The 24,818-nt window shown below is 48.8% G+C and carries 27 protein-coding genes and 2 pseudogenes; 4 read left to right on the top strand and 25 right to left on the bottom strand.

What is annotated here, in order from left to right:
- Nucleotides 1-76 precede the first annotated feature (76 nt).
- The gene (locus tag BR83_RS15250) at nucleotides 77-550 is read left to right on the top strand and encodes a DUF2179 domain-containing protein (RefSeq protein ID WP_242839642.1); all 474 of its coding nucleotides are present in this window, start codon (nucleotides 77-79) and stop codon (nucleotides 548-550) included.
- Nucleotides 551-553: 3 nt separating this feature from the next.
- On the opposite strand, the gene BR83_RS0106695 is transcribed toward BR83_RS15250, so the two are convergent.
- The 6 genes and pseudogenes from BR83_RS0106695 to BR83_RS15255 form a co-directional block, all read right to left on the bottom strand.
- Nucleotides 554-862, bottom strand: a complete 309-nt coding sequence (locus BR83_RS0106695) for a hypothetical protein (protein ID WP_027356434.1) — start codon at nucleotides 860-862, stop codon at nucleotides 554-556.
- Between the two features lie 423 nt (nucleotides 863-1,285).
- Complete coding sequence (locus BR83_RS0106700; RefSeq protein WP_027356435.1) at nucleotides 1,286-2,188, bottom strand: glycine betaine ABC transporter substrate-binding protein; 903 nt, start codon at nucleotides 2,186-2,188, stop codon at nucleotides 1,286-1,288.
- Nucleotides 2,189-2,190: 2 nt separating this feature from the next.
- Complete coding sequence (locus BR83_RS0106705) at nucleotides 2,191-2,766, bottom strand: ABC transporter permease (RefSeq protein WP_407637324.1); 576 nt, start codon at nucleotides 2,764-2,766, stop codon at nucleotides 2,191-2,193.
- A 260-nt stretch (nucleotides 2,767-3,026) separates the two neighbouring features.
- Nucleotides 3,027-4,187, bottom strand: a complete 1,161-nt coding sequence (locus tag BR83_RS0106710) for a quaternary amine ABC transporter ATP-binding protein (RefSeq protein ID WP_407637325.1) — start codon at nucleotides 4,185-4,187, stop codon at nucleotides 3,027-3,029.
- A gap of 239 nt (nucleotides 4,188-4,426) precedes the next feature.
- Nucleotides 4,427-4,663 (bottom strand): annotated as a pseudogene (locus tag BR83_RS0106715) (hypothetical protein); the annotation flags it as partial.
- Nucleotides 4,657-5,109, bottom strand: a pseudogene (locus tag BR83_RS15255) (amino acid ABC transporter permease); the annotation flags it as partial. The pseudogenes BR83_RS0106715 and BR83_RS15255, both read right to left, overlap by 7 nt.
- Before the next feature lie 267 nt (nucleotides 5,110-5,376).
- On the opposite strand from BR83_RS15255, the gene BR83_RS17580 reads away from it, so the two are divergent.
- Both BR83_RS17580 and BR83_RS0106735 read left to right on the top strand, forming a co-directional pair.
- A complete protein-coding gene (locus BR83_RS17580) occupies nucleotides 5,377-5,709 on the top strand; it encodes a DMT family transporter (RefSeq protein ID WP_242839643.1) in 333 nt (110 codons plus the stop codon).
- Nucleotides 5,710-5,725: 16 nt separating this feature from the next.
- On the top strand, nucleotides 5,726-6,007 hold the full coding sequence (locus BR83_RS0106735) for a DUF503 domain-containing protein (RefSeq protein ID WP_027356440.1): 282 nt from the start codon (nucleotides 5,726-5,728) through the stop codon (nucleotides 6,005-6,007).
- Nucleotides 6,008-6,185: 178 nt separating this feature from the next.
- Here the strand turns inward: BR83_RS0106735 and BR83_RS0106740 are convergent, their stop codons facing one another.
- The 18 genes from BR83_RS0106740 to BR83_RS0106820 all read right to left on the bottom strand — a co-directional run bounded on the left by BR83_RS0106740 (nucleotide 6,186) and on the right by BR83_RS0106820 (nucleotide 23,216).
- The gene (locus BR83_RS0106740) at nucleotides 6,186-6,857 is read right to left on the bottom strand and encodes a zinc dependent phospholipase C family protein (protein ID WP_242839647.1); all 672 of its coding nucleotides are present in this window, start codon (nucleotides 6,855-6,857) and stop codon (nucleotides 6,186-6,188) included.
- 116 nt (nucleotides 6,858-6,973) lie between these two features.
- Entirely contained in the window at nucleotides 6,974-7,282 is a 309-nt protein-coding gene (locus BR83_RS0106745; protein WP_027356442.1) for an STAS domain-containing protein, read from the bottom strand.
- Nucleotides 7,283-7,511: 229 nt separating this feature from the next.
- The gene (gene pstA, locus BR83_RS0106750) at nucleotides 7,512-8,396 is read right to left on the bottom strand and encodes a phosphate ABC transporter permease PstA (protein ID WP_013822470.1); all 885 of its coding nucleotides are present in this window, start codon (nucleotides 8,394-8,396) and stop codon (nucleotides 7,512-7,514) included.
- Nucleotides 8,393-9,352, bottom strand: a complete 960-nt coding sequence (gene pstC / locus BR83_RS0106755; RefSeq protein ID WP_114679202.1) for a phosphate ABC transporter permease subunit PstC — start codon at nucleotides 9,350-9,352, stop codon at nucleotides 8,393-8,395. Before pstC ends, pstA begins: the two co-directional genes overlap by 4 nt.
- Before the next feature lie 97 nt (nucleotides 9,353-9,449).
- The gene (locus BR83_RS0106760) at nucleotides 9,450-10,346 is read right to left on the bottom strand and encodes a phosphate ABC transporter substrate-binding protein (protein WP_034634681.1); all 897 of its coding nucleotides are present in this window, start codon (nucleotides 10,344-10,346) and stop codon (nucleotides 9,450-9,452) included.
- Nucleotides 10,347-10,595: 249 nt separating this feature from the next.
- A complete protein-coding gene (locus tag BR83_RS0106765) occupies nucleotides 10,596-11,987 on the bottom strand; it encodes an oxaloacetate decarboxylase subunit alpha (RefSeq protein ID WP_027356445.1) in 1,392 nt (463 codons plus the stop codon).
- A 28-nt stretch (nucleotides 11,988-12,015) separates the two neighbouring features.
- Nucleotides 12,016-12,948, bottom strand: a complete 933-nt coding sequence (gene mdh / locus BR83_RS0106770) for a malate dehydrogenase (RefSeq protein WP_027356446.1) — start codon at nucleotides 12,946-12,948, stop codon at nucleotides 12,016-12,018.
- A gap of 42 nt (nucleotides 12,949-12,990) precedes the next feature.
- On the bottom strand, nucleotides 12,991-13,434 hold the full coding sequence (locus tag BR83_RS0106775) for a biotin/lipoyl-containing protein (protein WP_027356447.1): 444 nt from the start codon (nucleotides 13,432-13,434) through the stop codon (nucleotides 12,991-12,993).
- A gap of 30 nt (nucleotides 13,435-13,464) precedes the next feature.
- Nucleotides 13,465-13,662 (bottom strand): hypothetical protein, encoded by a 198-nt coding sequence (locus tag BR83_RS17160; protein WP_131821567.1) that lies wholly within the window; start codon nucleotides 13,660-13,662, stop codon nucleotides 13,465-13,467.
- A 20-nt stretch (nucleotides 13,663-13,682) separates the two neighbouring features.
- Nucleotides 13,683-15,218 carry an acyl-CoA carboxylase subunit beta gene (locus tag BR83_RS0106780; protein ID WP_027356448.1) on the bottom strand — a complete coding sequence of 512 codons (1,536 nt, stop codon included), beginning with the start codon at nucleotides 15,216-15,218 and terminating at the stop codon, nucleotides 13,683-13,685.
- Between the two features lie 17 nt (nucleotides 15,219-15,235).
- Complete coding sequence (mce, locus tag BR83_RS0106785; protein WP_027356449.1) at nucleotides 15,236-15,646, bottom strand: methylmalonyl-CoA epimerase; 411 nt, start codon at nucleotides 15,644-15,646, stop codon at nucleotides 15,236-15,238.
- Complete coding sequence (locus tag BR83_RS15265) at nucleotides 15,633-16,067, bottom strand: cobalamin B12-binding domain-containing protein (RefSeq protein ID WP_051617991.1); 435 nt, start codon at nucleotides 16,065-16,067, stop codon at nucleotides 15,633-15,635. The genes mce and BR83_RS15265 overlap by 14 nt, the downstream gene beginning before the upstream one ends.
- A gap of 20 nt (nucleotides 16,068-16,087) precedes the next feature.
- On the bottom strand, nucleotides 16,088-17,758 hold the full coding sequence (locus BR83_RS0106795; protein WP_027356450.1) for an acyl-CoA mutase large subunit family protein: 1,671 nt from the start codon (nucleotides 17,756-17,758) through the stop codon (nucleotides 16,088-16,090).
- Between the two features lie 20 nt (nucleotides 17,759-17,778).
- Nucleotides 17,779-18,645: a succinate--CoA ligase subunit alpha gene (sucD, locus tag BR83_RS0106800; RefSeq protein WP_027356451.1), complete on the bottom strand. Its 867-nt coding sequence runs from the start codon at nucleotides 18,643-18,645 to the stop codon at nucleotides 17,779-17,781.
- A 33-nt stretch (nucleotides 18,646-18,678) separates the two neighbouring features.
- The gene (gene sucC, locus BR83_RS0106805; RefSeq protein ID WP_027356452.1) at nucleotides 18,679-19,794 is read right to left on the bottom strand and encodes an ADP-forming succinate--CoA ligase subunit beta; all 1,116 of its coding nucleotides are present in this window, start codon (nucleotides 19,792-19,794) and stop codon (nucleotides 18,679-18,681) included.
- Between the two features lie 26 nt (nucleotides 19,795-19,820).
- A complete protein-coding gene (locus BR83_RS0106810) occupies nucleotides 19,821-20,375 on the bottom strand; it encodes a Fe-S-containing hydro-lyase (protein WP_027356453.1) in 555 nt (184 codons plus the stop codon).
- Nucleotides 20,376-20,405: 30 nt separating this feature from the next.
- On the bottom strand, nucleotides 20,406-21,248 hold the full coding sequence (locus BR83_RS0106815) for a fumarate hydratase (protein WP_027356454.1): 843 nt from the start codon (nucleotides 21,246-21,248) through the stop codon (nucleotides 20,406-20,408).
- A gap of 261 nt (nucleotides 21,249-21,509) precedes the next feature.
- Complete coding sequence (locus tag BR83_RS0106820) at nucleotides 21,510-23,216, bottom strand: sigma 54-interacting transcriptional regulator (protein WP_027356455.1); 1,707 nt, start codon at nucleotides 23,214-23,216, stop codon at nucleotides 21,510-21,512.
- 161 nt (nucleotides 23,217-23,377) lie between these two features.
- Between BR83_RS0106820 and lexA the strand changes: the two genes are divergently transcribed.
- Complete coding sequence (gene lexA, locus BR83_RS0106825) at nucleotides 23,378-23,986, top strand: transcriptional repressor LexA (RefSeq protein ID WP_027356456.1); 609 nt, start codon at nucleotides 23,378-23,380, stop codon at nucleotides 23,984-23,986.
- A gap of 23 nt (nucleotides 23,987-24,009) precedes the next feature.
- Here the strand turns inward: lexA and BR83_RS0106830 are convergent, their stop codons facing one another.
- Nucleotides 24,010-24,651: a DUF1847 domain-containing protein gene (locus BR83_RS0106830; protein WP_027356457.1), complete on the bottom strand. Its 642-nt coding sequence runs from the start codon at nucleotides 24,649-24,651 to the stop codon at nucleotides 24,010-24,012.
- Between the last annotated feature and the right edge of the window lie 167 nt (nucleotides 24,652-24,818).

The raw sequence follows: 24,818 nt of genomic DNA on the forward strand, positions 1-24,818 counted from the left end.
CACAATAAGGGAAAATGTTGTGGCACGCCAACTCGTTATGTCCCGGAAGCCTTGATTTTCCGGGGTTTTGTTGGGATTGGGTGTTAAAGTTCAGTTAATGAGAGATAAACGGTTACTGGCAGCTATTATTGGTTTCCTTGAGGTGTCGATATTTATTTTAGCACTCAATAAAGTACTGGCCGGGGGGTTAGATGATCCATTAAAAGTGATCGCATACGCAGGTGGATTTGCAACAGGTAACTACATTGGTAGTTTTATTGAGAACAAGCTTGCCCTGGGATACCTTTCACTGCAGGTATTTCCCGAACCACAATTAACCCCGCATCTTATTAATAAATTGCGTCAGGAAGGTTTTGGTGTTACCAGCGTAGATTGTCAGGGCCAGTGTGGAGAAAGAACGGTACTGTTTGTCTTATTGAAGAGACGAGATCTGCAAAAAGCTTTATCCATTTTAAATAATTTAGACCCCAATATATTTTTTAATGTATCCGATGCACGATTAATCCATGGAGGAGTATTTCCAGCTAAAGGTAGCAGATTGGGAAAATAGTTTTCAATAATCGGGTACCGTAATTGCAGCCCGGTCGCTCGATGGTGAATTTTCTTTTAGTGGAATAACTGCTGGAGCACCATTCAGTCCGGTAATAACTAAATACTCCTGTCCAGTTACAGTATCCCGTAAAACAGTAAAGCCGCCTAAATTCTTTGTCTCAGGATGTTCATAAATTACTTTAAAACGTTCAAAACGTTCTCCAGATATATCAGGTACCTGGTTATTATTTACCTTATCATCAACCCGTGAACAGGCAGTTAGCGTTACAAAAAAACAAACAAAAAGGAACATGAAAATATTACGTAACATAAAATTATAACCCCCCATAACAAAGCTAAAATAGGCCATTTACATCTATATTATAATTCAATTCGATTTGTATTCAATGACTTGATTTATAAAGACTTGATTTATAAACAGCCGTGAAGCCACAGGGCTTTTGCAAGCGCAGTGCCCGGCCCGGAGCGCGCCGAAGTGGCAGGAGTTTCCGGGGCCGGTTGACATAATACTTATTATAGGAACTTATAGGAACTATCCTGTGAAATCGAAATGGTCGTTTGTAATTAGTTTAATAAAGTGACTAGAAAAACGATACACTACTTACATTTGCCTAGTAAGTAGCCATCCATATATATATGATATGTATCAAGCAACATTAAAAAAAGGAGGAGTAGTAAAAATACTACTCCCAAAAGTTTAATGCCGCCGGCTTACCCCTTAAAACCATATTATTTAATTATTCAATTCTTCTATGGAATTAATAGTTACGTATTTCGGAACGACCAGACCTATCTTTGCTCCCTCCAGATTGGGGCCAAGGTTTTCTACCTTATCCTTTACCTGATCGTAGTAATCTCCGTGGGTATACGGTAACCAAGCAGCTACAATGGCATCAAATTGCCCGGCACCAATACCCGTCCACATAACTCCAGCATCCACTGCTTTGAGTTCAACATCATAACCCATCTTTAAGAGTACATGCTTCACCACATGAGTACTAGCAATTTCAGAATCCCACTCCACATAGCCCAGGCTTAGTTTTTTCTGGTTACCCAAAGGTACCCCTTCTGGAATCCATTTATTAACCGTATCCTCATTTTCACGGATCCATTTTTGAGCTGCTTCATCGGGGTCCATATTGTTAACATTAATATCCAGCATTACCGCTTCCATATCAGATGGTTGCCAGTAAAATGCATCCAGCATTTGATACGCGGCCGGAGCATCATCCTTTAAACCTTTGCGCACAATGGTGGCTATATGTTCTTCTTCCCCATAAACTCCTTTGGGGTCATCCAGGTACTTGAGGTCCCACCTGGCAAACATCCAGTGGGGCGTCCAGCCGGTAACCACAATCCACTTTTCATTTTCAATAGCCGACTTCAATGCAGCTACCATAGCGGCACTGGAACTATCTTTTAAAGTATAGTCAAGATTGTATTCTTCAATTGCTTTTTCAGTGGCCTTCATGATTCCTGCCCCAGGTTCGATACCTATAATCTCCCCGTTAAATTTCTCCTTAACCGATCCTCCACTGCTTTCCCTTTCAGCTGCTGTTGTCGTACAGCCAAATACGGCAGCTACAAGAAATAACATCAATACAGGCAACATCATTACCCGGTATTTTCTGAGCATGGTCAATTCCCCTTTCTTTTATCTTTCTGCCCTAAAGCCTGGGTAACCCTATCCAGAATGATGGCCAGGATAACAATGGCCAACCCGCCTTCAAAACCCCGGGGAATGTCCAGCCTTTGCAGGCCACGCAACACCTCGCCACCCAAACCTCCAGCCCCAATCATAGCCGCTATTACGACCATGGATAGTGACAACATGATACACTGGTTAATACCAGCCATAATCGTGGGCAAAGCCAGCGGCAGTTGCACTTTTAATAATTTTTGGGCACGTGTGGAACCGAAGGCTTCCGCTGCTTCCAGAAAATCCACGGGAACCTGCCTGATACCCAGACCCGTTAGCCTGATCACCGGCGGCATGGCAAAGATTACCGTAGCCAGAAGAGCCGGTACCCTGCCAATACCTAATAGAATTACTGCGGGTACTAAATAAACAAAGGGAGGCATAGTCTGCATAAAATCGAGAATGGGCATGGTCACCCTGTGCACCAGGTTGCTCCACGCAGTTAATATACCCACAGGTAAACCTAGAATCAGGGCTAATAACGTTGCACAAATTACCAGAACCAGGGTTTCCATAGCCGCTTCCCAAAGGTTAAGGTTATAAATAAGCAACAGACCAATACCACTCCATAAAGCTACATTTCTCTTGCTAAAAAACCAGATCAGTGCAACTAGCAATATAATCAAAATGTACGGGTTTATCACCAAAAATAGGCTGGTTAAAAGCCCCATCAAATTATCAAGATTATCATTGATAAAGTTAAAAAAACCACCGCAATGTTCCTTGAGGAAATTTATAAACAGCTCTACCCAATGACCTAAAGGAATACTGAAAATCACTTCATTCCCCCTTTCCGTACCAGGGCTGCTAGCAATGCTCCGCGCACAATAACTCCTAACAGACGTTTCTGATCATCGATAACGGCCAGGGGAAATTTGGAATGGACCAGGAGGGGGATAAGATCATTTAAAGGTGTTTCTGGAAGAGCCGTGGGAAAATCATGACGTAAAATTTCCGAGAGGTCTTCTTTATCTTTTTCGCTCGCTTCCAATGCCTCTTCCGCCGTGATCAGTCCAGCCAGCTTACGATCACGGGTTACCACAAAGATACTGGAATATCCTTCCTTGCGCATGCGACGCAAGGCTACCCTGGGCCCGTCTTTTAAGGAAACAGACCCAGCTGGCCTCATTACATCTTCAGCTGTCAATACCCTGGTGACATCCACGTCTTCGATAAATTTGGCCACATATTCATTGGCCGGTCGGGTAAGAATTTCCTCAGGGGTGCCTACCTGGACAATGCTTCCGTCCTTCATCAGGGCAATACGGTCGCCAATTTTCAAAGCCTCGTCCAGGTCATGGGTAACAAAAATAATGGTTTTATTTACTTTGCTCTGCAAGGACAGTAACTCATTTTGCATTTCACGGCGAATCAATGGATCCAGTGCACTAAAAGCCTCATCCATTAAAAGGATATCAGGGTCACTTGCCAGGGCACGTGCTAGCCCAACCCGTTGCTGCATTCCCCCGCTAAGCTGGTCCGGCAGAGCCATTTCCCATTCGTTCAACCCTACCAATGCTAGCATTTCCCGTGCCCGGGCATAACGCTCGTCCTTTTCCACGCCTTGTATTTCCAGTCCGTAGGCCACATTGTCCAGCACCGTACGGTGAGGAAAAAGAGCAAAACGCTGAAAGACCATACCTACTTTTTTGCGTCTAATTTCTCGTAAACGTACATCGTTAGCTGCAGTAACATCTTCATCATCAATGAACACTTTTCCTCCAGTAGGCTCTACAAGGCGGTTAATACAGCGTAAGACAGTAGATTTTCCACTTCCGGAAAGCCCCATAATAACAAAGACTTCCCCTTCACGCACTGTAAAATTGACGTTAGTAACAGCAACAGTTTGCCGGGTTTTGGCTAATATCTGCTCTTTACTATAGCCCTGTTGGAGCAGGGATAAGGCACTTTCAGGATTAGGACCGAAAATCTTCACCAGTCCCTGGACTTTAATTTTATCCGTATGTATCCTCCTTTCCTATAAAATCTTTTTATCTAACCTTTTATTTTATCAATTACTATTTTATCAATTATCATATTACCCAGTCAACCCATCCAAACCTAATAAGTTGCCGGGAATAAATAAAAAAATAAATAAAAACGGCCAGCCCGTCGATGGACTTGCGCAAATCGTTAGCCCGTATTGGATTGTAAACCCGGCGATGCCTAATTCGTTCAACATAACGATACCAGAACCCGGACTACCTGAGAAAGCAAAGCTGGATCAAAACCGGGTTTTACCTCGATATTTCCTTCTTCCACAATACGCCCGTCATCCATAAACAGAACCCGATCTCCCACCTCCCGAGCAAATCCCATCTCGTGGGTCACAACCACCATGGTCATACCCTCCCGGGCCAGATCCTTCATTACGGAAAGAACTTCACCGACCATTTCGGGATCTAGAGCTGAAAGGCCTGGTAGGTAGCCCCCACAATGAGCTGACCCCGGCGGAAAAGTTCCTCAAAGCCGATGACCGAAAGGAGGGAGGTGTCTTTAAGCATGGCGATAAACTCGTTGCCCAGGGGGGGGATCACCCGCTTAAAAGCCTGGGGTAAAATAACGTAGCGCATGGCCTGTCCATGGGTCATCCCCAGAGAAAGGGCTGCTTCCATCTGCCCTTTCTCAATGGACTGAACGCCGGCCCGGAAAATCTCAGCAATATAGGCTCCACAGGCCTGTACTAGCTGATTTTGAATATCTTTTAAGATCTGGGGGATGCCAAAATAAACAATCACGATCTGAACCAATAGCGGAGTACCCCGGAAAAAATCCACATAACAGACGGACAGAAAACTTAAAACACGATTACGGGAAAGCCGCAATAACCCGGCAATTAAACCAAGAATACACCCGATAAACGAGGTTGCCCGCCGCAACCGGCCACTGCCAGGGCCAAAAGCCCGGTGTTTTTGCTGCCATAGGTGTAGTCCTGGCCGCCACCGGGCTGGGGTTATTGTCCCTGGGAAGAGGATTAAGTATTAATTATGGGGATTTGCTGGTTTTCTTTTGTGCCCTTTGTTTTGCGATACATATCATCACGGTTGGGCGTTATGCCCGCCACCTCCACCCTCCCCTGTTGGCTTTAATTCAGATCGGAATTGTTTCCCTGGCCGGTTTTCTTTTTGGACTGGCTACCGAGACCTGGCCGGAGCAAATTAAACCGCCCGGTATGGATAGCTCTGCTGCTGACCGCTATACCGGCCACCGCCCTGGCCTTTCTGATTCAAAATAACGTTCAACGCTTTACCTCCGCTACCCATACGGCGATTATCTTTACCATGGAACCCGTCTTTGCCGCTTTAAGCGCCTATTTTTTAGCAGGGGAAATACTCACCCCGCGCCAAATCATAGGATGCATCTTAATCCTTAGTGGCATGTTGCTGGCCGAACTGAAGGGAAAACACATCCGCATGACAAATAATAAATCAAAAGAAGTGCAAACCAGCACCCTGTAGGCAGGAGGAACGCATATTGATTGTAGGTATACTGGTAATGGAGTTACGCATGAGTGAAGCTGATTCTTTAAAAAGCAAGCGGCGGGTGTTAAAAAGCTTGCTGGATAAGGTAAAGGCCCGCTACAACGTTTCCGTAGCCGAAGTAGATAAACAGGACACCTGGCACTTCTCTACCATAGGGGTATCTTTTGTCAGTAATGACAGTGCCCATGTTCACCAGACCCTGGCGGCAGTGGTACGTTTTGTTGAGGACCTGGGAACGGTGGAACTGCTGGATGTACGGATGGAGCTACTATAAATTTTGACGGCATCATATGAACCAGCTTTCCTCTCCCCTTGTTACATTTACCCTTATAAATTCGTTAATAAGGGTATTTGGCTTTAAACATATATTGTCTTTAAAAAAGCGGGACTGACGGTATTGTACCGCAGTCCCTTTATATTGAAGAAGGAGGTAGTGGGGCATAGGATAAAGGTTACGTAACCCGGCTTAAAAAGTAAGCTAAAAAGCCGGCAGTGGTGCGCTGGGCCAGGCCCAGCAGCACACCGGTGACTTCGTGATATTCCTGCCCGGCGCTAACCCGGGGGTAATATTCCCTGGCCAGGCGGGCATTGGCATAAACCCAATCACCGGCCCGGGAAGCAACCTGGTAATAGCCACCGCTGTCAACCCTGAAGAGGCCACAGTGTTCTCGCACCCAGGCTTCATATCGTTGATGCCCGTTAAAAGCTACGCCGCGCGCATGATGGGGAACACATAAATCCTGCACCAGGTGAACGGCGGCTCCCAGGTAAAAAAAGGCCAGATCCTTTTTCCCTTGATACCAGCAGGACAGCGCCCGCTGAAAATACTCCTCGCACTCACCAGCCGCATCAGGCCACGATCCGAGGCCCTTTCCGGAACGAGGGTCCAGGTAGTGGGCGAAACATTTCCACCCCCGGTCGGCCCAGAGTGTACCCCGGTTGAATGTCACCAGGTGCCTGCGCAACAACCGAACCTGTTCTTTTAAACCATCCTGTTCTAAAATGGTTAAGGCCTGCTGGTTACAAAAAGTATGGGTTATCCCCCCGCGGTCCACCAGGTTTTGCAAAGGATCGGCCACGGCTAAGAACCGCTTGGCTATGGCCCACGTCGAAGGATTAATCACCAACGGCAAGTCCTCCCCCGTAAGCGCTCTATTATCATAACCTGATTTTGCAAGGATTAATCAGCACACACGGGGGAAAACTCGACCCCGCCCTCTTTATCGGGGTGGAGGGACTGTTACCCCACTTTACTAAACAGTTGCTCGTCCAACCAGAGACGAGCTCCCACCGCAAGAAACTTGGAAAGCACCTTGTCCTGGGCATTGATCACTTCCACCCGGATACCTCGTTGAGAGAGTTGATCAATGAAACTAAAAAGCTGGCATACTCCCGGCTCATCAATAAACTCTAGCTCACGCAAATCCAGGACAATACGCCCTTCTTCCCGGGCCGTATCTTCCAGTACCTTTTGTAACTTCTTAAAATGGTGGTTAACTACAATGCCACCCACGCGAAGAAAATTACGATCTCGCCAAATCTTAACCAACGGCCTCACCTCCTGACTCCTATTATAACGTTTTTTATTAACCTGCTGGTAAGTTTTAATTAAACCATGGTTAATTATTTATGAACTTTTAGCAAGTTTTGCGTAACCTTTTCACAGCTAGATTAAAAAGGCCGGCCAATGGGTGGGAAAATGCCTGCCGGGCCGGCCAGTTAAATTCTTCCTGGGCTTATCTACTTAATTTGCTCTCCCCGCGTGATGAGTGACAAAATTACGTGGCGGTCAAACGGCGGTAGATGCGCCGGCCCAGCCAGCGGGCACAGATATTAAAAAGCAGTACAACCAGAATAAGCACGGCAGACGAACCGTCGGCCACCCGGCGCACATCGGGGATCAGGGCTTCGGAATTGATTTTCCAGATGTGCACCGCCAGGGTTTCGGCTGGACGGAAGGGATTTAGGGGCGAAGTGGGACTCAAGGGATTGAGATCGGAGAAATTTAAGATGGGGCTGCTCATGCCGGCAGTATACAGCAAGGCCGCCGCCTCACCAAAAACCCTACCGGCAGCAATAATGGCCCCCGTAACCAGACCGGGAAAGGCGGAAGGCAATATCACCCGCCACATGGTTTCCCAGCGAGTGGCCCCCAGGGCCAGGCTGGCCTCCCTTAGCTCAGAGGGAACGCTGCGAATGGATTCTTCGGAAATCCGCACCATTAGCGGCAAGTTAATCACCGCCAGGGCCAGCGCCCCGGACATTAAGCTATACCCCCATCCGGTCATGTTGACAAAGATAAGCAGACCAAACAAGCCCACTACAATGGAGGGCAGGGAGGTAAGGGTTTCGATGGACAGGCGGATGTATTCGGTAACACGTCCCTTACCGGCGTATTCGGCCAGGTAAATACCTGCCAGCAAACCGAGGGGGGCGGTAATGAACATGGTTAACAGGAGCAAATAAAAGGAGTTGAAAATCTGTGGTCCCACCCCACCGCCTGCAGCAATGGTCTGGGGGGGCATGGTCAGAAAACGCCAATCAATAACCCGGATGCCGTGCCAGAGAATATAACCCAAAAGTAATGCTAAAATGGCCAGAACCGCAGCGGCACCCATCCAGAACATGATGGTAGCCAGGCGATCCGCCAGCCGGGCATTCATCTAACCATCCCTCCCCGCACAACCACCCGAATAACCAGAATAAACAGGAAAGACATGAGCAGGAGAATCAAGCCCATAGACCACAGGGCGCTATTCCACAAGGAGCCCATGATGGTATATCCCATATCCATGGTAATGGCGCTGGTTAAAGTAATCGTTGGATCGAGAAGGGAATGGGGAATGGTCCGGGTGTTGCCGATCACCATTTGTACAGCCAGGGCCTCACCAAAGGCCCGGGCCAGGCCCAGGACAACGGCTGTAATTAAACCCGAGCGGGCCGCCGGCACCAGTACCAGGCGGATGGTTTGCCACCGGGTGGAACCCAGGGCCAGCGCTGCCTCCTTCCACTGGGGCGGCAGGGCCCGCAAACTGTCGGTAGATACGCTGATTATGGTTGGTAAAATCATGATCGAAAGAACAATAAAGCCGGCCAAAACGGAAAACCCTTCCCCACCTAAATAATTGCGGATAAAAGGCACCAGCAGGCTTAAACCCACATATCCGTAAACCACCGAGGGTATGCCGGCGAGAATCTCAATGGCCGGTTGCAATACTCTCTGTCCCCATACGGGCGCAATTTCCACCATAAAAACAGCAACAACGACGCTCAAGGGTGCGCTTACGGCCACCGCCAGCAGGGAAACCAGGAGGGAACCCAAAATGAAAGTTAATGAGCCAACAGCAGGGCCGCCTTCCTCAAGGGGCCGGTCGGGCCACCATTGGGTGCTGAAAAGGAACTCGGTAACCCTGACCCCGTGTACCGTAAAGGTGGCCAGTCCTTTACTCCCAATGAAATAAATAATAGACACAGTGAGTAACACTACCAGTGCTGCTGCCAGAAAGGCCGCCGAGCGCCCCAAAAATTCCCCGCATCTTTTGCGCCTTTGAATATTCCCTTTATCCGGGACCCGGAAGCTTTTTTCTGCATCCGGCTCCGGGGAAAATTCCTTGTGCATAACTACCTCCTCTTCTGACAACACGAAAGGCAGCGAGGCAGTGCCGGTTCCATAACCGCCGGCTGCCCCGCCACCGTCTAAAGCTGAATCCTAGACCTTATTTCTTGGTTACATTACCCTGGGCATCCCGTTCTACCTGCATCTTGGTAATGGGGATATAACCCATTTTCTCAACCAGTTGACCCTGTACCTCGTCACCGAGCATGTAATCCAGGAAGGCCTTCTTTAAGCCGGTGGGTTCACCTTTGGTGTACATGTGCTGGTAAGCCCATACCGGATACTTGCCGTTGACAATATTTTCTACAGTGGGTTCCACCCCATCGAGCTTGAGGGCCTTAACACTATTGTCAATGTAAGACAGTGCCAGGTAAGAGATAGCGCCCGGTGTTTCGGCAACCATCTTGCGCACGGTGCCGGAAGAATCCTGCTCCATACCGGGGGCGCTGTCTTCCACGCCACCCAGGGCAAATTTCTTGAAGGTGGCGCGGGTGCCGGAACCCTTGGGCCGGTGGATGACCACAATTTTCTGATCTGGTCCGCCAACTTCCTTCCAGTTGGTAATCTTGCCTGTGAAGATATCCACCAACTGCTGTTTGGTCAAGTTATCCACCGTTACGCCGGGGTTGACCACGGTGGCCATCCCCACCACACAAACTTTGTGGTCCACTAACTGGGAGGCATCAATACCGCTCTTTTCTTCAGCAAAAATATCGGAGTTACCGATATCCGCCGCACCGGAGGCCACCTGGGTCAGGCCTGTACCGCTGCCGCCACCCTGGACCACAATCTGTGCCTTGGGATTTTTAGCCATGAACTGGGTGGCAGCCTGTTCCACCAGCGGTTGCATGGCTGTAGAACCAACCGCCGTAAGGTTACCTGCAATCTCTGCTTGTCCACCGGAAGGCTGCTCTCCACCACCGCAACCGGCCAGGGCCACTACCAGCACCAGCACTGCAGCCAGCACCAGCATCCACTTTGCCCTGTTACCCAACATCTGCTCCCCCCTTTTCTTTTTTACTATTTTTATCTCAAGCAGCCTCTGGGGGCTGCATTATTTTTACCAGGAACATTGTAAAGTAGAAGTGTTACGGGTGAGTTATCCTTCGGTTAGCTATAGATTAAATTTATGTTAAAAGGAATTTAATTTACATGCTTTCCGTGCTAAACCAAATTCAAAACAAAAAGCGCCAGCATATCGCCGGCGCTCAACAAGTGACTCCAGGGGAGTTTTGTCCACATATATTTAAGCGGGGTAGAATTCACTGCCTTGGGCAGCCAGTTCCAGGTCCACTTTTAACTTTTTGGCCAGGCGTTCTTTTAAAAACTGAGGTGCAATCTGCGGGAAGAGGGCCACTGAAATAACATCTTCCTCCTTTTGCATATAAGGAGCCGCTTCTTTGCGGGCAGCAGGCAATCCGGGCTCCAGCATGTCTGCCGGCCGGCAGGTAATGGGCTTTTCATCACCAATGATCATTTTACGTACTTCCTCATCCACCGGGGCTGGAGGCTGGCCATAGTATCCCCGCATGTATTGTTTAACTTCATTGGTAGGCAGTTTATAACGGCCAAATAACACATTAAGCACAGCCTGGGTACCCACAATCTGACTGGAAGGAGTCACCAGAGGCGGATAGCCAAATTCTTTGCGTACCCGTGGCAGTTCCTCCAACACTTCGGGTAAGCGATGGAGAGCATTTTGCTGGCTGAGCTGGGAAATAAAGTTGGACATCATCCCGCCAGGAATTTGATAAATCATAACGTTGACATCAACATTTGGTGACGCCACATCAAATTCCTTATAATGCTTACGCACTTCCTTAAAATACTCAGCAATTTCAGAAAGCAGTTTTAAATCCAGCCCCGTATCGTAAGGCGTACCCTGCAGGGCGGCTACCATGGTTTCAGTAGCTGGCTGGGATGTTTGCAAGGCCATGGTGGAAATGGCGCAGTCAATGATATCCACTCCTGCATCTATAGCCCGCAGGTAAGCCATAGAAGCCATACCACTGGTGTAATGGCAATGAAGCTGCACCGGTATCTTCAATACTGATTTCCATTCTTTAATAATTTCATAGGCAGGTTGAGGAGCGAGAATACCCGCCATATCTTTTAAACAAATGGAGTCAGCACCCATTTCCTCCAGGGTCTTGGCGGTTTTTACGTAATACTCCAGATCATGAACGGGACTGATGGTATATACTACCGTGGCCTGGGCATGGGCACCTTCTTGTTTAACCACCTCAATAGCTTTTTGCATATTGCGCACGTCATTCAAGGCATCAAAGATGCGGAAAATATCCAACCCGTTATAAACCGTCTTTTTAATAAATTCAGTAAGAACGTCATCAGGATAATGTTTATAGCCCACCACATTCTGTCCCCGCAGGAGCATTTGCAGGGGTGTTTTCAAATGACGGCGCAAAATGCGCAACCGCTCCCAAGGATCTTCGTTGAGAAAACGCATGCACGCATCAAATGTGGCTCCACCCCAAACTTCCAGTGAATGAAAACCCACTTGATCCAGTTTCTCGCAAATGGGCAACATATGCTCTATGCGCATACGGGTAGCCAGGAGAGACTGGTGACCGTCCCGCAGGGTGGTATCGGTGATTTTAACTTTCCTTGGTTCAGTCATTTCTATCCTCCCCTCAACCGGCAAAATTTTAAAGCTGCGGCAATACCTCCATCAACCTGCGCACGGAGTTTGCTGACTTATCCAGGGCAGCCTTTTCTTCGGGCGTAAGCTCAATTTCAAGCACCTTTTCTACGCCACTCCCGCCAATAATTGCCGGTACACCAAGGTAAATATCGCGGTAACCGTATTCCCCTTGCAAATAAGCAGCCACAGGCAAGATTCTCTTCTTATCCTTTAAAACAGCTTCAACCATTTGTATGACGGAGGCACTGGGAGCGTAATAAGCGCTGCCGGTCTTCAAGTAGTTAACAATTTCACCGCCGCCCTTACGGGTCCTTTCCACCATGGCTGCAATACGCTCGGCAGGAATCAGCTTTTCAATGGGGATTCCCCCGGCATAAGTGTACCGCACCAGGGGTACCATATCATCACCGTGGCCACCCATGACAAAGGTGGTAACATCCTCAAAGGAGATACCCAGTTCCAGGGCAACAAAAGTGCGGAAACGTGCTGAATCCAGTACACCCGACATACCGAAAACCCGGTTGGGCGGGAAACCGCTGGTTTTCAAAGCCACATAAGCCATTACATCCAGCGGGTTGGTTACCACAATGATATAGGCGTCGGGTGAATATTTAACCACTTGCTCGGTAACAGACTTAACAATTTTACAGTTCGTTGCCAGCAGGTCATCCCGGCTCATCCCCGGTTTGCGGGCAACGCCGGCGGTAATTATCACTATATCGGAGTCCCTGGTGTCTTCGTAATTATTGGTGCCGGTGATCAGGGCATCAAACCCTTCTACAGGTGCTGCTTCCATCAGATCCAGGGCCTTACCCTGGGGAATTCCTTCCACTACGTCTATAAGCACGATATCGCCCAGTTCTTTGGCTGCAGCCCAGTGGGCGCAGGTTGCACCTACGTTTCCAGCCCCGACGATGGTTATTTTGTTTCTCTTCAAAACAGGTCCCTCCTTAAAAGATTCAGTAAAAACTCTTTCATGTTAACCTATGATAACCAGAATATCGCCATTATTAACGGTTTGTCCCGGTTTTACCCTTACTTCCTTCACCGTCCCGGCTACCGGGGCAGTTATTTCGTTTTCCATCTTCATTGCTTCCAGGATTACCAGTGGGTCTCCCACCTTGACCTGGTCTCCCACTTTAACTTTAACGGCATTAATATTCCCGGGCATGGGAGCGGTAACCGTTCCTTCCCCGGCCGGAGCTGCCGGTTTCGGGGCAGACGGAACGGCAGCCTGTGCCGGCGCCTGTGCCGGGGTGGTAGTGGCTGCTGCTGGAGGAGGCGCAGCCTGGGCCGGCGGAGCCGGGGGAGCAGCCGGGCGGCTCTGTACCACCTTCATACTTGGTGGAACAGTTGCCTCCTGAATTTCCTGTACCTGAACTTCAAAGGGCTCTCCGTTAACCAGTACCTTAAACTTTTTCATTGTTTTCCCTCCTGTTTACCAAGCCCAAAACTATAAGCTATTTAAATCTCGACCAAGCATTAATTCGCGCAAACCGGCCATTTTCCAAGGGTTCATACGTTTAAGAGAACGAACGGAAGCAATCCGGCTACCTTTGCTCAGATAGCCAGCAGCAACCAGGGCAGCAGTAATAGCCGCCACGACCTGAGGACGTACATTTATGGATACTACTGGCTTATTCAAAGCCACATTACGCAACCCCCTTTCGATTACACCGGCATGTTACCATGCTTTTTACGGGGCCTTGTTTCCCGCTTACCAGCCAGCGATTCCAGGGTAACAATTATTCTCGATCTGGTGTCACGGGGATCGATAACATCTTCTATATAACCCCTGGCGCTGGCAACATAAGGATTGGCAAACTTCTCCCGATATTCGGCGGTTAACCTGGCCCGCATTTCCATGGGGTTCTCCGCTTCAGCAATTTCTTTCCGGTAGATGATGTTCACGGCTCCCTCGGGACCCATCACGGCAATTTCGGCTGTTGGCCATGCAAATACAGCATCCGCTCTTAAGGAACTGCTGCACATGGCCAGGTAAGCTCCCCCGTAAGCTTTTCTCAGGATAATGGTGATCTTGGGTACAGTGGCTTCGGAGTAAGCATAAAGCATCTTGGCCCCGTGTCGTATAATTCCACCATATTCCTGTGCAGTTCCTGGAAGGAAACCGGGTACATCCATAAAAGTAATCAACGGCAGGTTAAAACAGTCACAGAAGCGAACGAAGCGGCTGATTTTATCGGAAGCGTTAATGTCCAGACAGCCGGCCAGATAATCGGGCTGGTTGGCTACTATTCCCACGGCCTGCCCATTTATCCGGGCAAAACCAATTACAGCATTACGAGCATAAAGAGGCTGTACCTCAAGGAATTGTCCCCCATCCACAATCAGGTTAATTATCTTGCGCACGTCGTAAGACATATTCGGGTTATCGGGGATAATCTGCAACAGCTCTTCCGGATTGCCTGCCGGTTCCTGAGGAGCATATAACGGGGGTTCCTCCAGGTTATTGGAAGGCAGATAACTCAGCAGCAAACGAACCATTTGCAGGCAGGTTTCTTCATCAGGGGCCATAAAATGAGCAACACCGCTGGTCTGGTTATGGGTGGCCGCCCCGCCCAGGGCTTCCATGGTCACCTCTTCACCGGTTACAGCCTTAATTACCTGGGGCCCCGTAATAAACATCTGGCTGGTACCTTGAACCATGAAAATAAAATCAGTCAATGCCGGTGAGTATACAGCTCCCCCTGCGCAAGGCCCCATTATCACGGAAATCTGGGGAATTACTCCGGAAGCAATGGTATTCCGGAAGAAAATCTCACCATAACCGTTCAGCGCATCCACACCTTCTTGAATACGCGCTCCCCCGGAATCGTTCAAACCTACCACCGGTGCACCTGTCTTCATGGCCAGATCCAGTATATGGCATATTTTGGCAGCATGGACGCGTCCCAGTGATCCTCCGGCTACTGTAAAATCCTGGGCAAAAATGTAAACTTTACGTCCGTCAACTTTGCCGTAACCGGTTACCACACCTTCACCGGGATTTTTAAGATTAGAAACATCGGGATCGCCGGCAAAGGTATTTATTTCAACGAAGGTACCGGGATCGAAGAACATTTCAATCCGTTCCCGCGCAGTCCTCTTACCGGCTTCATGCTGCTTCTCGATACGTTTTGGGCCACCGCCCGCTTGGATTTTTTCACGCAGCTGTTTTAGCTGTTCCAACCTCTCCTGCATACCCAATGGCTTCCCCTCCCCTTTTAATCCTCACGTTCGCACAATTCCACCAGTGTCCCAAAGGTGGACTTGGGATGAAGAAAAGCAATCCGGGCCCCTCCGGCGCCCCGGCGAGGCTTTTCATCAATAAGCCGCACACCCTTAGCTTTTAACTCCTCAAGAACCTGTTCCAGATTATCCACCCGGAAGGCAATATGCTGGATACCTTCGCCATTTTTCTCAATAAACCGGGCAATAGGACCATCTGGAGTCGTGGACTCCAGGAGTTCCACCTCACTGTCACCGGTAGGCAAAAATGCAACCTTCACTTTTTGCTCCTCGACTACTTCGGTGCCTGTCACTTTTAACCCCAGGAGTCCTTCATAAAACTCAATAGCCTTGGTCAGATCTTTCACAGCGATACCCACGTGATCAATTTTTTTAATCTTTACCATCGTTTTCCCTCCCTTTGGGGAATCTTTTAGCCACCTCTTCCCGTATAAAACGAATTATTTCCGTGGTGGGAGTACCGGGGCCAAAAATTTCCGCAATTCCCGCTTCCTTTAAAAGAGGGATATCCTCATCGGGAATAATGCCCCCGCCCACTACCAGTATGTCATCAGCTCCCTGAGCCCGCAAACCTTCCACAACGGCCGGGAACAGGTGCATGTGCGCCCCCGAGAGAATACTCAAACCTACTACCTGCACGTCCTCCTGGAGTGCCGCTTCTACAATTTGCTCGGGAGTCTGTCGCAAACCGGTATATATAACTTCCATTCCGGCATCCCGCAGAGCCTGTGCTATAACTTTAGCTCCCCGGTCATGGCCGTCAAGGCCCGGCTTGGCCACCAGGACCCGAATGGGCCGTTCACTCATCCTGTTTTTCCCTCCTTACCTTAAAAGACAATTTGCTGGCGATATTCTCCAAAAACTTCCCGCAGTGTATCGCAAATTTCTCCCAGAGTAGCATAAGCTTTCACGGCATCAATGAATAGGGGCATCAAGTTTTCCTTGGTAGATGCCGCTTCCCGCAGGTTGCTTAATACCTTTTTAACCTTCTGGTTGTCCCGGCGCGCCTTCAATGCCCGCAGCTTGGCCGTCTGGCGTTCTGCCACTGCCGGATCAACCTTTAACAGATTCTTGGGCTTTTCGTATTCCATCTGGAACTTGTTAATGCCAATAACTACCTTTTTACCGCTTTCTATATCCATTTGATAGCGATAAGCACTATCCTTAATTTCTTTTTGCATAAACTCGATGGCCTCGGGAGCACCACCCAGCTCATCTATCTTTTTAATGTAGGCCATGGCCTTTTCTTCAATTTCATTGGTCAGGCTTTCAATATAGTACGAGCCGCCCAGAGGATCCACCGTATCGGTAACACCAATCTCGTATCCTATTACCTGCTGCGTCCGCAAAGCTATAAGCACCGACTCATCGCTGGGCAGGGCCAGAGCTTCGTCGTAAGAGTTGGTGTGCAGGGACTGGGTACCTCCCAGCACTGCGCTCAAGGCTTCAAAAGCCGTCCGCATAATATTTACCATCGGTTGTTGAGCCGTCAGGCTGCAACCCGCCGTTTGAGTATGGAAGCGCAACATCCAGGAGCGAGGATTCTTGGCCCCAAACCGTTCCTTCATGATCTTGGCCCAGAGTCGCCTGGCGGCCCGGAACTTGGCAATTTCCTCGAAAAAGTTCAAGTGAGCGTTAAAGAAGAAAGACAGGCGGGGAGCAAAATCGTCCACATTTAACCCGGCATCAATAGCCGCCTGGACATAGGCAATGCCATCGGCCAGGGTAAAGGCTACCTCCTGCACCGCCGTGGAACCGGCCTCCCGGATATGGTAGCCGCTGATGCTGATGGTATTCCAGCTGGGAACATTCTTGGAACAATAGGCAAAGATATCAGTAATCAGGCGCATGGATGGACCCGGCGGGAAAATATAAGTTCCCCTGGCAATGTATTCTTTCAAGATATCATTTTGTATGGTCCCATTGAGCTTATCAGGTGTAACACCCTGCTTTTCTGCCACAGCTATATACATGGCCAGCAGGATGGCAGCCGGGGAATTAATGGTCATGGAGGTGCTCACTTTGTCCAGGGGAATTCCCTCGAACAGGGTTTCCATATCCTCCAGGGAATCAATAGCTACCCCTACCTTGCCCACCTCGCCCCGGGCCAGGGGATGATCCGAATCATAACCAATTTGGGTGGGAAGGTCAAAAGCCACGCTCAAGCCGGTCTGCCCCTGCTCCAACAAATAACGGAAACGGGCATTGGTTTCCTCGGCTGTACCAAAACCAGCGTACTGACGCATGGTCCACAGACGACCCCGGTACATGTTGGGCTGTACTCCGCGGGTAAAAGGGTATGAACCAGGAAAACCGAGATCCCGCTCGTAATCAAGATCAGCTATATCCTCCGGAGTATACAGGGTCTTTATTTCAATGCCCGAATCAGTAGCAAAGCTCGCCTGTCTCTCCGGTCTCTTTTTTACCTGAGCTTCCAGCCGCTCCTGGTACTCCCTGGTCGCTGCCCGGATGCTTTCCAATTTTTCTTTTTCGAACATCCATCTCCCTCCCTAAAAGCTCAACCCAGAGCTTCCTTAATTAACTCCGGAACCTCAAATGGCAGAGTAGCTACCCGGGCACCGGCAGCCGTAAGTGCCTTAACCTTGCCCTCAAAAGTGCCTTTTCCCCGTTCAATGATCGCCCCGGCATGGCCCATGCGTTTACCGGGCGGTGCGCTCTTTCCAGCAATATAAGCTACAACAGGTTTGGTCATTTTCTTAATAAACAGGGCAGCCTCTTCTTCCGCATTACCTCCAATTTCACCAACCAGCACCACGGCTCTGGTCTCCGGGTCCTTTTCAAATTTCTCCAGCACATCCACAAAGGATAAACCAACAACCCGGTCGCCACCCAGGCCAACTACCGTTGATTGTCCCAAGCCGCTGGCTGTTAGATTGGCAACAATCTCATAAGTCAAGGTACCGCTGCGCGCTACTACACCAATGTGACCCGGCACAAAAAACTGGTTGGGCGGAATGCCAATCTTACACCTTCCCGAAGAAACAATCCCAAAGGTATTGGGGCCAATTATTATTGTGCCCCGCCGCCGGGCAAAAGCAATGATCTCCATTTCATCATGAACAGGTATATGCTCGGTTATAATAACTACTACTCGTATTCCCGCAGCAATGGCCTCAAAAGCAGCATCTTTGGCAAAGGGCGCCGGAATGAAAAGCACGGAAGCATCGATCTGGTGGTTTTCCATGGCTGCAGCCACGGTATCATACACAGGAACTCCTTCCACTGTCTGGCCACCCTTACCCGGTGAAACCCCAGCAACAATCCGGGTTCCATAGGCCAGCATCTGTTTGGTATGAAACGTACCCTGGTTACCTGTAATCCCTTGAACCAGAACATTGGTTTTTTCACCAACTATAATGGCCACTCCTGACCGCTCCTTCCTTCTCGGAGGTATTCTTCAGTTCTGGGCTCTGGCCAGTTCTACAGCCTTGGCCGCAGCCTCATGCATAACTTTATAAGCTTCAATGCCGTGTTCCCTGAGTAGACGCACACCTTCTTCTTCGTTGGTACCAACCAGTCGAATAACTACTGGAACATTGATTCCTTTCTCCTGCTTCACCTTTACCAGAGCCCTGGCCACATCGTCACAGCGGGTAATACCCCCAAATATATTGATAAATATCACCCTGGGATTGGTGGACAGGAGAATTTCCAGGGCTTTAGCGGTAGCCTCCATTCCGGTGCCACCACCGGCATCCAGGAAATTGGCAGGAGCACCACCATAATGCTGGATAATATCCAGAGTACCCATGGTAATACCTGCGCCATTTGCCATCACAGCTATATTCCCATCCAGCTGAACATAAGAAAGTCCCAGGGCGTGGGCCTGCCGCTCGGCTTCAGTACGGTCATCAACCACTGGCAAATCCTTTTGCCGGTAAAGAGCCTCATCGTCGATGGTAACCTTTGCATCGGCAGCTATTAACTTCTCACCGCTTAAAACCAGCGGGTTAATCTCCACCAGCTCGGCATCCTTTTCCCGGAAAATACGGTAAAGGATTGGCAATAACCGGCTGAATTCTTTAGCCACAGCACCGGTTATACCCAACCGGCGGCATACTTCCCGGCACAAATATGGCTGGATGCCCAGGCAAACATCCAGATGTTCCTTGACAATAAATTCGTCGGGAACCTCTTCTATATCCATACCACCCTGGGCAGAAGCTATTAAAACGGGCGCTTTGGCCGCTCCATCCACGGTAATGGCTACATAAAACTCGTGATCAATAGCCAGTTTTTCTTCCACCAGGATCATTTCTACCTTTAATCCCTGGACAGTCATACCCAGAACCTGGGCAGCAGCCTCGCGGGCCTCTTCAGGTGTATCGGCGAACTTTATCCCGCCCCCTTTACCTCGCTTACCCGATAGCACCTGAGACTTAATTACCACCGGTGCCCCAATTTCCGCCGCTACTGCTGCTGCTTCCTCTGGCGAGGCAACCATTTTACCCCGTGGTATGGTCAAACCATACCGATTAAAAAGCTCTTTACCCATGTATTCATAAAGTTTCACAGCATTTCCCCCTTTATCACCAGCCGTTACCGGCCGGCATAGATCTTTACACCCTCATCATACAGGTCAGCACCTAGAACATCATTTACCACAATTACCGGAAAATCCTCTACTATTAATTCGTGGATAGCCTCCGGTCCCAGCTCCGGATAGGCTACAACACGACACGATTTGATCGCCCGGGCCAGCAATGCCGCTGCACCACCCACAGCAGCGAAATAAACAGCCTTGTACTGTTTCATAGCTTTAATTACTTCTGGAGAACGTTTTCCCTTACCTATCATACCTTTTAAACCCAGGGCAATTAACCGCGGTGCATAGGGATCCATCCGGCCACTGGTGGTTGGCCCGGCAGAACCAATCACCCGGCCAGGTTTAGCTGGCGAAGGTCCCACGTAATAAATAACCTGTCCTTCCAGGGGGATGGGTAATTTTTCTCCCCGGTCCAGCAGTTCCACCATTTTCTTGTGAGCCGCGTCCCGAGCCGTGTAGAGCACACCATTTAGTAAAACCCGCTGACCAATACGCAGCTTTTCTACCACCTCATCGGTAAGGGGCGTTGTCAGCCTAATCTGGGGCAAAACTTTCTACCTCCCAAAACACAATACTCGCTAAAGTACCGCTTCTTTATGTCGACTGGCATGGCAATTAATATTTACGGCTACCGGCAGGCTGGCTATATGACATGGATAGACTTCTACGTGTACTGCCAGAGCAGTGATACGGCCGCCCAATCCTTGAGGCCCGATACCCAAGTTATTGATAGCCTCCAAAAGCTCCTTCTCCAGAGCAGCAACTTCAGCATCAGGATGGGACTGTCCTAAAGGACGCAGAAGGGCTTCCTTGGCCAGCAGGGCAGCTTTTTCAAAGGTACCACCGATCCCAACACCAACCACCACTGGCGGACAGGGATTGGGTCCAGCTGCCCTAACCTGCTCGATGACAAAATTCTTAACCCCCTCCACTCCCTCAGCCGGTTTAAGCATACGCAGGCCACTCATGTTTTCGCTGCCGCCCCCTTTAGGCGCGACAACAATCCTGAGTTTGTCGCCGGGAACAATACGGGTGTGAATAACAGCCGGTGTATTATCTCCTGTATTTTTACGGCGCAGGGGATGATCAACAATAGATTTGCGCAGGTAGCCATCCCGGTAACCCCGGCGTACTCCCTCGTTAACAGCTTCGTACAGGTCCCCTCCGGTAATCATTACTTCTTGCCCAATTTCCAGAAATACAACGGCAAAACCGGTATCCTGACACATGGGGACCTGTTCTTCCCTGGCAATACGGGCATTCTCCAGCAGTTGTTGCAGGACATCTTTTCCTGTTAACGATATTTCCTGGTCCAGAGCTTCATTAAATGCCCTTAAAACATCTTCCCCCAGCTCATAGTTTGCTTTCTGACACAGTTCGGCTACCGTAGCAGTGATGGTAGCGGCGTCTATAAAGCGCAAAAAGTTTTTCCCTCCTTCCAATTATTTAAAGCAACTATTTCACAAGAGCAATTTTTATACCAAATCAGAATAAAACATACAAATGAGCAAAAATGCGATATTATAGCACCTGGAGGCAATTTCTAATCTTTATAAACATACAGGGCGCCAGTTATTATTTCTAAAAATTATAAAGAATGGCTGGAGGCACTTAAAATCTCTAAAGTAAAAATGGTAGACATTTTCTTATATTTAGAATTAGTCTAAAAATTCCAACTCCTATCAATTGGTAAATTCTTCAATCCTGCTTTTCTTTAACTTGTTATAAAGAGTAGCCAGAGAAATATTCAATGCTTGAGCGGCCCGTCGTTTGCCTTCTACACTGGTACCATATTTTGCTATGGCTTTTTTAATCAGTAGCTGTTCCATCTGATCGATGGGAATAAGCTCTATATCTTTTTCTGGACAGGCCTTAAACTGATTTATATGTTGAATAAAATGTTTTTTGGTAAAAATCTCCTCATCCACAGTTACCATTATCCGTTCAAACACATTTTCCAGTTCCCGGATATTTCCCGGCCAATCATAACTATAAAGAATCTCCTCGGCATCCTTGGATAAGCCTTTAACTTTTTTACCTAATTTTCTATTTAATTTAATAATTAAATGGTTAATTAAAATAGGTAAATCTTCTTTCCTTACCCGTAAAGGCGGTATGGTAATTTCAACCACATTTAAGCGATAGTACAGGTCTTCTCTAAACTTACCCTGGCGGATTAACTCCCGCAGATTACGGTTGGTAGCCGCAATAACCCGCACATCAACTTTAATGGTCTGGGTACCACCAACCCGTTCAAATTCCATTTCTTGTAATACCCGGAGCAGTTTCCCCTGTAAATTAAGATTCATGTCACCAATTTCATCGAGAAAAATAGTTCCGCCATGGGCCAGTTCAAATTTACCAATTTTAGATTTAACTGCCCCGGTAAAGGCTCCTTTGGCGTAACCGAAAAACTCGCTCTCTAAAAGACTATCCGGGATGGCTGCACAATTAACTTTTATAAATGGCTTATCCCTGCGGGGGCTGGCATGATGGATTGCATGAGCGAACAACTCTTTCCCTGTGCCACTTTCTCCAAGCAGGAGGACGGTAGAATTTGTACGGGCTGCCCTTTCGGCCACCTGGATACAGCGGCGTAGCTCAGCACTATTCCCCAGTATATCGGCAAAAGTATACTTGCTGGTGGTAACCTGGCCGAATTTATCGGAGAGATTCTCAATAATACTGGTGCTCTGGCGCAGTTGTTCCATTAAATTCATAACGTCAGTAAAGTGCTGAAAAACCACCACCGCTCCTTCCATCTTGCCATCCACAAAAATGGGAGCAGCATTGGAAATTACTTCCGCATTACTCCCTCCCACTTTGGTACGGTGTCCCACCACACTACGGCCAGTGCGCAGTACCGTGGCCAGGGCCCCGTCGGGGGAAGCTTCGAAGATATTCTGACCAATCCTTTCCTTCTCACTGATACCGGTAATACGGGTAAAGGCCGGGTTAACGTACTTAATAACCCCGCGGGAATCCGCCACTTCAATGGCCTCCTGGACCGAATCGAGGATGGCGGCCAGCTCACCTTGCACCCGCCGTGCTTCCAGCAACTTCTCCTTTTCTTTTAAAACGGCCAGCATTAGATCCAGGGCCCGGGCCTCCATGATAGACATTTCCCGTGGTTTTACCCGGTGCAGGTGCAGCTGGACCTCCGGATCTCCGGTAGCCTCGATCAAAACATCTATGCCGGGTAAACGCAACAATTCTCCATAATCAGCAGTGGTAAAAACCCCATCTGCGGCCGCAGCCTTTATCCCCGGAGATGAAAGATCGGGATCGGCTACCCCCAAAATCTGTACATCCTTTACGGCTTTCAGCATACGGTAAATGGAATAACCATCCTCATTGCCCCCGATAATGGCTACGGATAACCTGGGCATACCACTTCACCTTCTACGTGGTCCAGAATTTAAAGGTTTATTTCGACGCTTATCTTCTATTCCCTTCTAAAAAATAAAATATAATAATAAAATCCGAACAATTGTTTTTTCCTTATTCGCTCTATGATATAATCCAAAAAAAAAGGAGGTTAATGGTCATCATGAACACCGACCTCACCCCCAGGGAAAAGATAATTTTAGAAATAATCAAAAAGTGTATACATAATAAAGGATATCCACCTTCGGTGCGGGAAATAGGTCAGGCAGCGGGACTTAAATCCAGTTCCACAGTACATTATTATTTAAAGCGATTGGAGGAAAAAGGTTTAATAAGGCGCGACCCCACCAAACCCAGGGCATTGGAATTACGGGAACACACTTTGCCTGTAAATCAACCCATTCGGATGATTCCCCTGCTGGGTAGAGTGGCGGCGGGAGAACCCATCCTGGCTGTGGAATTCCAGGAGGACGTTTTTCCCCTGCCGGCCAGTTTTACCGGAGAGGGTGAATTCTTCATGCTTACTGTCCGGGGCGACAGCATGATTGAAGCCGGCATCCTTGACGGAGACCTGGTGGTGGTAAGGCGCCAGTCCAGCGCAGATAACGGGGATATTGTGGTAGCTCTTGTAGAGGATGAGGCCACGGTTAAAAGATTCTTCCGGGAAGACGACCATATTCGCCTGCAGCCGGAAAACAAGGCCATGTCACCCATTAGAGTAAAAAACCCGCTTATTCTGGGCAAGGTGGTGGGCCTGCTGCGCAAACTTTAAATTAAACCCGTTTCCCTTTCCTTTTAATCCGACTTTTTACAGGCTGCCAGTTTCGGAGCATAATAATGGGCGGCATAGATAGCTCCCAGAGGGTTATGGGCCAGCACCCGATCCTTGACCGCCAGAACGGTAACCGGTGCTGCCGAATACTTGATAAATAAACTGTCGTGGCCCACGCAAAGACCAAGTAAAACGTTCAACTCCGTGCCGGCCCGGTTTAACAAGTAGGCCTGGGCGACGGGATTGCACATAGGTTCAAATTGACCGGGGCGAACCTTTTGCTCTTCGCGTATACCTAATAATTCCTTGGGTTTGGAGCCGGTTTTGCACATTACCGATGCAACGACAAATCCTGCTTGCTGGAATATCTTTGTCACCTGTGCTGCTTCCCTGCGCAATCCGACGCAGAAAGCCAGGCCCAATTTAGTAAATCCGGCCATACGGCTGAACTGGATGATCTCTTCCAGCCTGCTCCACCTGCGGTAACCGGCGGACTCAGTTAAGGCCGAGTTAAGGGCCAGATTGGCTGCAACCGGATCCTGCCGGTATTCTCTATCGACTTCCTCAAAAACATTACCTGCAGTATTCATGGGGCAGTGCTCCGGAATTTTCTCCGTCTGGCCCGTGTAGCAAGCGTAGATTCCACACTCTGCGCACCGGAACATCATGGCTCACTCCTTTAAATAGAATAATGTTATAAAGATAATGGTACCCAGGCTTAGTGATTCCTTAGTAAATCCTTCGGCAATTTTCTTATCTCCTACGGTGCATAACGGCGATTATATCGCCCCCAGAGTATGAGTTCAATTAAATCTTTGTACTCAGGATCTTT

This window comes from Desulfofundulus thermocisternus DSM 10259, assembly GCF_000686645.1.
Taxonomy (GTDB): Bacteria; Bacillota; Desulfotomaculia; order Desulfotomaculales; family Desulfovirgulaceae; genus Desulfofundulus; species Desulfofundulus australicus.

What these genes read in the sequence shown, in the direction of transcription:
- pstC (WP_114679202.1), bottom strand. Translation starts at nt 9,352, where the DNA reads ATGCACAAGGAATTTTCCCCGGAGCCGGATGCAGAAAAAAGCTTCCGG.
- BR83_RS0106765 (WP_027356445.1), bottom strand. Translation starts at nt 11,987, where the DNA reads ATGACTGAACCAAGGAAAGTTAAAATCACCGATACCACCCTGCGGGAC.
- lexA (WP_027356456.1), top strand. Translation starts at nt 23,378, where the DNA reads ATGAACACCGACCTCACCCCCAGGGAAAAGATAATTTTAGAAATAATC.
- BR83_RS0106760 (WP_034634681.1), bottom strand. Translation starts at nt 10,346, where the DNA reads ATGTTGGGTAACAGGGCAAAGTGGATGCTGGTGCTGGCTGCAGTGCTG.
- pstA (WP_013822470.1), bottom strand. Translation starts at nt 8,396, where the DNA reads ATGAATGCCCGGCTGGCGGATCGCCTGGCTACCATCATGTTCTGGATG.
- BR83_RS0106695 (WP_027356434.1), bottom strand. Translation starts at nt 862, where the DNA reads ATGTTACGTAATATTTTCATGTTCCTTTTTGTTTGTTTTTTTGTAACG.
- BR83_RS0106705 (WP_407637324.1), bottom strand. Translation starts at nt 2,766, where the DNA reads ATGGAAACCCTGGTTCTGGTAATTTGTGCAACGTTATTAGCCCTGATT.
- BR83_RS0106795 (WP_027356450.1), bottom strand. Translation starts at nt 17,758, where the DNA reads ATGTTCGAAAAAGAAAAATTGGAAAGCATCCGGGCAGCGACCAGGGAG.
- BR83_RS0106830 (WP_027356457.1), bottom strand. Translation starts at nt 24,651, where the DNA reads ATGTTCCGGTGCGCAGAGTGTGGAATCTACGCTTGCTACACGGGCCAG.
- BR83_RS15265 (WP_051617991.1), bottom strand. Translation starts at nt 16,067, where the DNA reads ATGAGTGAACGGCCCATTCGGGTCCTGGTGGCCAAGCCGGGCCTTGAC.
- BR83_RS0106775 (WP_027356447.1), bottom strand. Translation starts at nt 13,434, where the DNA reads ATGAAAAAGTTTAAGGTACTGGTTAACGGAGAGCCCTTTGAAGTTCAG.
- BR83_RS0106820 (WP_027356455.1), bottom strand. Translation starts at nt 23,216, where the DNA reads ATGCCCAGGTTATCCGTAGCCATTATCGGGGGCAATGAGGATGGTTAT.
- mce (WP_027356449.1), bottom strand. Translation starts at nt 15,646, where the DNA reads ATGGTAAAGATTAAAAAAATTGATCACGTGGGTATCGCTGTGAAAGAT.
- BR83_RS0106700 (WP_027356435.1), bottom strand. Translation starts at nt 2,188, where the DNA reads ATGCTCAGAAAATACCGGGTAATGATGTTGCCTGTATTGATGTTATTT.